This window comes from Pseudoalteromonas denitrificans DSM 6059 (genome assembly GCF_900112265.1).
Classification (GTDB): domain Bacteria; phylum Pseudomonadota; class Gammaproteobacteria; order Enterobacterales; family Alteromonadaceae; genus Pseudoalteromonas; species Pseudoalteromonas denitrificans.
In genome coordinates this window covers 66,469-74,135 of the sequence record NZ_FOLO01000025.1, presented here as the reverse complement: position 1 = coordinate 74,135, position 7,667 = coordinate 66,469, and the positions used below count along the sequence as shown (strand labels likewise).

Below are 7,667 nucleotides of genomic sequence, written 5' to 3'. Positions count from 1 at the left end.
ACGACATAGATATAGTCGAATTAGAAATACCAGAAGATCATATTCATATGGTCGTAAGAAGTGAACCAAAAATGTCACCTAGTCAAATCATGCAGGTGATAAAAAGTATTTCAGCCAGAGAGTTTTTCAAATTATATCCAGATATTAAAAGACGTTATTTCTGGGGTGGGAAACTTTGGACTCAAAGTTATTTTGTTGAAACAATAGGAAATGCAACAGAAGATACTATTCGTAAATATGTGCAAAACCAATTGATTGAATTAGATAAAAAAGAAGTTCACGGAAGTCAGCTGGGACTCTTTTAAACTCGGTCGCTTGCGGCCGATTCTTTTATAACAGATGGTTTCTTGTAAGCCGTCGAAAGAATTTAGAATAAAAAACATTGGATTTTAGAATAAATTAAAGTCTTATTTTTTCAATTTAACTTTACTAGTTTAAACATTGTTTAAATGATGTTTGGCCCACCTTCAAGACAACCTCACAGTTATTTAAAATGAAACATGAGGTAACTCAACATGATAAATTATAAAACTCTATTAAATAGAAGAAACCTCCTATTTAAAATTCCAATTACTTTTATTCTAAGTTTATTTATCTACTAACAATTGTTACCATACTAAGAGGCAATTTTTTATTTAATATAAATTTACAAATCTTATTTCTTTTCTTCTTTTTTCGATGTTTATCGTATCCTGCCTTTTTTATACCACATCTGTTTCGCAATGTATGGGCCTATGGCTAACCATATCAAGACTGTAGGGCTTGCTTCAATGGTTAACCAATGTACCCATTGGTATAAAGTATGAGGCTCTAAGCCTGAGCCAACGAGACCTAAATAAGTTAAGGGCAATAGCCCTAATAACCAACAGCTAATAAACAATAATGTTATTTTTATTTGGTACTTGTACAATCCAGTACTGCTCATTTTTTTCCAGTTTCCAGCCATTTTTTCGGTATACTTTTTCATCACAATCACTCTGTTAAATGGTAGCGTTTATACAACGCAACTCTTTTAAAGCTAGTTACCTACACGCAAGGTGCTTGAATTCTCTGTCCGTTACTAAAATCTCTGTACACAACTGTAAGTCTCTGAACAAATTTAGAAGAAAATACACCGGGTTTTAGAATCGATTAAAGTCTTATTTTTATACAATTTAAACCCACTTCAAAATAATCACACAGTTATATCGAATAAACATAAAACATGGTTTAATTTAACATAATAAATTTAAAAACCATATTTAATAGAAGAAATCAGTAATTCTAAATTCCAATGTCTTTTATTCTAAATTCTTTCGGCGGCTTACAGTTAATGTAAGGGGGTGTTCATTTCTAGAATTAAACAAAGGATAGGATTTTAGATTTGAAAGTTCTGGACGCCCTACTTTTACTGGCTTTCTCGTGTTTAATGTAAGGGGGTGTTCATTTCTAGAATTAAACAAAGGATAGGATTTTAGATTTGAAAGTTCTGGACGCCCTACTTTTACTGGCTTTCTCGTGTTTAAACGCCATCTTTAAAAAATCTCTTCGGACATTGGAATTTAGAATAATTTGTTCATTCTGACCCATTTTACACTCATTTTTGTTCATTCGACGTTTAGAATTAGATTAAAACCGATCATTTTAAAATCTTTAAACGATGTTTAAACACATTACTGTAAATTATGGCCCTTAGAATCTAGAATCAAAATACTTAGGATCTAGAATAAAGTACACTCCTAATGTCTAGTACTACCGGGTATTGGATATTAGGACTATGTTAAAAGGCTCTGATATTTTAACTTTAATATCTGTATCCGTAATTTCTAACATGCCATTGCGATATTTATATAAGTTAGCATCATGCAATGTAGTCATCAACAGGGTTAAAACTTCAAGCCGAACCCCCGATTTTAATAATGATGCTATTTCAGCTGAGCTTATTGTGATCAAACTATTTAATATGGGTTTAGCTTTATTTAATAACTTCGTAATTTCTTCACTGGCAATATAGCCCAGTGTAAAAACCTTTTGATCATCTTTGAATTTATCCAATGCCACTTTGGCTGCGATTTCATTTACTGCATTTATATAGTGTGGTTTAGATTTAAGTACAGCTTTGTTGAATTCTGGTATTGCGATGTCTCTTATATTAGCTGGCATTTCAACAAGTGATTTTCCAAGTACAATGTCTGAACCCAACCAAGCTTTACCAGGATTATAATCCCAACCTAAATCGATACCTGCTAAGCCTCCTGTTTTTTCATCAACAGTTACGACATCAATCAATTTATCCTGATCGGTTACTTTTAAATTTAATCGTTTAATGTCACGGCTATTTAATGAGACAACTCTACATCTGCAACCCCAGCCATTGGGCGGATAATGTGAAAACCAGAACTCATGATCAATGTGTAATACAATTTTATGCCACGCGCCATGTTCAGGTCTTACACGCAAATCTCCCGCAGTTAAATACATTAAATATGGGCGTCTTTGTTTTAATCTTTCTTGTTGTTGCCAACGGCCAGCCGCGCGTGCCGTATTTTTATTATTCTGATAAATAACTTGAATATTGTTCTTTCTAGCCAGCATCAATGCTTTCAAACTCAAACTCACTATTAAAAGATGTAAGTCAAAATGCTATTGAAGAATTTCAAGAAGGATTTATTGAGTTAAACGGAACAGAGTAAACATTTTTTTGATTAATTAAAAGTTGATGAATGGCATCACCTTTAGTGATGCCAATTATTACGATTTTACAATTGAATCACCTTCTATTTAAATCTATAAATCCCCCTTAACATTTGACTTGTAGATGTTTTCAATAAGTCTTTATGCCCTACTCTTTACGTAAATTGATTGCTATGCCTTGCTATTTAAAAGCTAAATCCATATGTAAAACAGCATTATCCCTACAATACTCCGCGTTAATTTATTTTTATAAATTTACACTTTGAACTGTATTAGCATGCAAATGCAATTTAAACAGTGATTAAACTATATGGAGAATAAAATGCCAGTTACTAGAATAGCAGTATATGAGTACAATCAAACCACTAAAAGTTATGTTATTAATGCTGGAGTTGTTCGAGGTAATTCCATTTGGGATGATTGTATCACAGCTCTTAATTCGCTCGATGTTAACTATCGGCCTGAGCAGTGTCCTGGGCAAACTATCCGTTCGCCTGGAGCTTGGTCTAATCCTGCCAATAATATTGGTAATGCAGCAGTAAGTACTAGATTCGGTGCAGGCGTACTGGCTGATCCACATGTTCATGGAGGAGTTGGTGTAGGTCACCGTGCTGCTATAGGTTGTGTTACAAATGATGCTCCTGCGATTGGGGGAACTTACCCATACATGAAAATTTATATTGGGGAATTTAGTTAATTTTTAAGGTTTTATTAACACTTACGTTTGGGAATCTAATTAAAGGGTATACAAAATAATTTACTCAAAATAGCTGCCAATTTTATTTTTAAATTGGCAGCGTAAAGTTTAAACGAAACCTATCTGTTGTATCAGTACTACACTATTTTTAGGCCAGTTTTTAAGCGTGAAGAGGACCCACTGTTCCAATCTCTTTTTTAGCCAAGTCGCCTAGTTTCTCTTGAACGTCTGCTTTAACTGTCTCCCATTGAGATCTAACAAGGATCATAGTGTTGAATGCCCCATAAAAGTTGATTGATTCTGAGCTCCAATGCCACCAAAGAAAATTATGATGCCTGACTTGGCAAGTATATGCGGAGAATATCGAAGGCATAACAATGTGGTCGCCACTATCTCTACCCACAGTTCCTATCTGGAATCCGCCACCATTATTTGTTTTCTGTTTATCCTCAAACAGATTATACTCATTACTTCCTTGATCAGCCTGAAGAGTACTGAAGAGACTTCTCATTACATCGAAACGTGTTCCTGGCCCTATTGCTATTTGTAATACAGAAAGAAGCGCATTTTTTATTTCGAAGCTTGTATGAGAATTATTTAACTGTCTAAAAGTGCTATTTGAAGATACCCAGCCTTGAAGAGTCAACCAATGCATATACTCGTCATACCATTCTGCTGAATTTCTAGATGAATGTCGCTGATCGGCCACAGCCTGAGCAAAAAGAGTTGATAGGAGGACGGCCTCCGCATCTGAAGCATTTAAGTTTTCTACAAACGAATACTGAGCCCCTTTTGATGTATATCCTGATTTATGTGGGATAGTCCCACTGCCTTTTGGAGGGCCGCTTAAATCAGGAAGGCCACTGGTAGTGCCTAGTTCAACGCTTTGTATATGATCTATGACTCTATTATGATCCACCTTACCCGGCGTTTCATTTGAAGGGAAGAGTATCTCTAATTTTGGAAACTCGATAACTGTATTATTTTTAATCATTTCAATCTCCTTTGAATTTATAAATTTTAACAGTAGAGCTTTTCACTTTGAAAGTTCTACTGTTGCTGCTTGAACTTGAATCAAGCATCTCTTTTTAATGCTCATTGTGTAAAGGCTACTAATGTATCAATCCACAAAGAGGCTGGATTTCATAAATCTAATCCCATCATTTTGGGGTAGCTGCTCCTAGCAAAAAACAATACAGTACCCATTACAGGTAAAGTAAAGTAGTTTATTAAATATACTACTACACCTAATTAGAATGCAGCTGAATAGAATTTATTTATGAATAAAAATATAAATATAAATATCTTATGGTGTTATAAAAAACAGCTCCAGAGCGTAGAGTTTCCTACATGATTAGTGAAAGAGTGATCCGATTTTTATCAAAGAGAGGCTAGATATAAATAAAGTAAGACTTATGAAGGAGTATAGTAAATAGTTGTAAATACTTGCCAATTTGTTGCTATGTTGTTCAAATCAAGGCTACAGTTTAATACTACTTAACCCACAAAATGCGTTATCAACCAAATGGCGGTAACAATATAAATACCAATCAATATCATCATTTCCTTTTTTATTATTGTATCGTCTGGAACTACATGTTTAGTATTAAGTTACTTAACTTTAAATTCACTGAGAACCTACACCTATTTCTAACTCCAAACTATCTGCTAAATTAATAAGAATGCTGAAGTTTTAAAAAGAAATTTTATTTTATGTCTATAATCTTAGGTATGCTAACGGTTAACTCTTTAAAGGTTATTTTTTGAATACTGATTTCAATGACGAAATTAATGAACTTTCAGATTTTAGTAAACTTAACGTTTTAATAATTGACGACAACCCATTAATACATAACACTTTAAAGCGCAGCTTTGTTGTTTTAGGTATACATAATATAAAAAGTGCACAAAATGCATTTTATGCTTTAAGGCTATGTGACGAAATACACTTTCATATTGTCATATGTGCATTTAACGTTAATAGTGATAAAGATGGATTCCATTTATTAGAAGAAATGAAATTTAAAGGGTATGTTACTAAACGTACAGTGCTCATTTTTCTCAGTTCAGAAACAAGCGAAACCCTTGTAAATTGTATTGTTGAACTTCAACCCGATGATTTTTGGGTAAAACCACTACAACCTTTAGCGGTTCAAGATCGCCTAAAATATACACTTCAAGTTAAAAAAAAGCTTTATAACATTTATTATTCAATTGATAGTCAAGAATATTCAAAGGCTATTTACTATTCAGATCGACATTTAAAAGATCCCAAACTAAAAAAATATCACTTAAATATATTAAGAATGCGAGGAGAAAGTTTAATAAACTTGCTTGAGTTTCAAGATGCTGAAAACTATTACCGTGGTTTACTTAAAAAGTTAAAAGTATCTTGGGTTTATTTAGGGTTTGTGAAATCACTTTTAAAACAGCATAAAATAGCTGAAATAGAAGAATTATTAGAAACAATGCTAACACAACCTGAGACACGTTTTGCAACATATGACTTAATGGCTCAGTACCATATTGAAGGTGAAGAATATGCACTTGCATATGAAGAAATAAAAAAAGCCACTGAATTAGCACCTAGAAATATTGAACGTAATAAAAAATCATGGGATTTAGCTCGTTTAAATCATGACCATGAAGGTCAGTTTATCGCAACTAAAAATATGGCTTTGTATGCAAAAAACTCGATTCATGACTCTCCAGAATTACAACTTAATGTAATAAGAGCAGGTATTGATTACGCGTCGACTATTACAGATAACAACTTTAACGCGATATTAGGCCAAACAGAAAAATATATGTATGTATTAGAAAATGAATATGATGATATTTCTATGTTTAAAGAACCGATTCTAATAATTAAAGCTCGTATCCATAATTTAAAAGATGAAACCTCTTTAGCTCAAAGAATAATAGATACACATATTAATTTAAAACCAAGTCAATCTATCGAAGATAATTTAGATAAAGTAAAAGTTTTTCATGAATTAGGTCAGCGGGAAGAAGCTGTCAGTTTATTAAATGCTGTAAAAAATCAAGTTATGGGTGATTGTTTTGCTAGCCAAGTTGTAAATAAATATGTTGAACAAGAAGCTGAAGAAAAGGTTGAAATTCATTTTACACCTAAGCAACTTAATGTCATGGCTGTAGAGTTTTATAAAAAAAATAAGATGCGCCCTGCTCTTAACTCTTTGGTACAAGCTTTACAATTAGCGCCTCAGAATCAAAACATCGCCATTAGTCTATTTAAAGTACTTTTAACAATAAAACGAGATGGACAACTAATGCCTGATAACTTTGAAATTGCAGACAGTGTAATTGAAATGATGGAATCCTTGGATTTAGAAGATAGTGATAAAAATATATTTAGGGTTTTAAAAGAAAACTGGTTAGAGGGACTCGATGATTTAAGACCAAAAGAACAGATAAATGACACTGAAAACAAAGAAGAAGTAGATGATGATGAAAACGAAGAAATTTAATTACATAAAAAAATTAAATTTATGCTTGTTATCAAAATAATAAAAATTGTTTTATTTATATGCTATTGCTTCAATGGTTTTAGCTATGCCTATGTAAAAACAAAAGTGATTATAAATGAACCAGAGTGGCCTCCTTATTACATGACAGACAACTCAAAACCTGGATTCGCAAAAGAGCTATTAAGCATCATTTTAACAAACCTTAATTATGATTTTGAATTTCAATTGTTACCCATTGCCAGAGGTAATTTTTACATGAAAAATGGCAATGCAGATATTTCTATATTTTCATACAAAAAACAAAGGAGTGAATTTTTGCATTATGGAAAAATTCCAATTTTCACAATTAAAATAAAATTTGTATCAAGAATAGATGCAAATTTTCAGATTAATAAAATATCAGATATTAGTCCACTGAGGTTTGAATTTGTTAGAGGCATTTCTTATACAGAAAATATTTTACAACACGCAAATGCATCAGATAAAAATATTTACACATCAGTTATTTTGAAAAATGCTTTAAAAAAAATCATCAATCATAGAAGTGATTTAACAGCTGCATCTGAGCATACGCTAAATGATGAAATTCTTAAATTAAATGCGTATAAAGAACTAAAAATACATAAATTTGTTGTAACAGCTAAAGCGTATTATTTAACCGTATCAAAAAAATCAACTCTATTAATCAAGCCTCTTAATTTTTTAAATGAAATAGATAAAGAAATAATAAAATTAAAACTTAATGGCACCTATCAAAAGCTTGAAAATAAATACCATTTACTTGAAATAAATAAGTAAATGGTATT

General features: G+C 32.1%; 7 protein-coding genes. 4 read left to right on the top strand and 3 right to left on the bottom strand.

Features of this window, described 5'->3' with window-relative positions; translation table 11 throughout:
* Positions 1–305 (top strand): IS200/IS605 family transposase (tnpA, locus tag BM088_RS15270; RefSeq protein WP_091985971.1); only part of this gene is annotated, 305 nt, incomplete at its 5' end.
* Between the two features lie 377 nt (positions 306–682).
* Here the strand turns inward: tnpA and BM088_RS15265 are convergent.
* Together BM088_RS15265 and BM088_RS15260 are read right to left on the bottom strand one after the other, a co-directional pair.
* Complete coding sequence (locus BM088_RS15265; protein WP_091985968.1) at positions 683–967, bottom strand: hypothetical protein; 285 nt, start codon at positions 965–967, stop codon at positions 683–685.
* Positions 968–1,731: 764 nt separating this feature from the next.
* A complete protein-coding gene (locus tag BM088_RS15260; RefSeq protein ID WP_245763834.1) occupies positions 1,732–2,586 on the bottom strand; it encodes a phage head morphogenesis protein in 855 nt (284 codons plus the stop codon).
* Positions 2,587–2,995: 409 nt separating this feature from the next.
* Between BM088_RS15260 and BM088_RS15255 the strand changes: the two genes are divergently transcribed.
* The gene (locus BM088_RS15255; protein ID WP_091985964.1) at positions 2,996–3,370 is read left to right on the top strand and encodes a hypothetical protein; all 375 of its coding nucleotides are present in this window, start codon (positions 2,996–2,998) and stop codon (positions 3,368–3,370) included.
* A gap of 160 nt (positions 3,371–3,530) precedes the next feature.
* Here the strand turns inward: BM088_RS15255 and BM088_RS15250 are convergent, their stop codons facing one another.
* Positions 3,531–4,364, bottom strand: a complete 834-nt coding sequence (locus BM088_RS15250; RefSeq protein WP_091985962.1) for a hypothetical protein — start codon at positions 4,362–4,364, stop codon at positions 3,531–3,533.
* Positions 4,365–5,133: 769 nt separating this feature from the next.
* Here BM088_RS15250 and BM088_RS15245 point away from each other — a divergent pair.
* A complete protein-coding gene (locus BM088_RS15245; protein ID WP_091985960.1) occupies positions 5,134–6,861 on the top strand; it encodes a response regulator in 1,728 nt (575 codons plus the stop codon).
* Positions 6,862–6,966: 105 nt separating this feature from the next.
* A complete protein-coding gene (locus BM088_RS15240) occupies positions 6,967–7,659 on the top strand; it encodes a substrate-binding periplasmic protein (RefSeq protein WP_218156530.1) in 693 nt (230 codons plus the stop codon).
* Positions 7,660–7,667 lie beyond the last annotated feature (8 nt).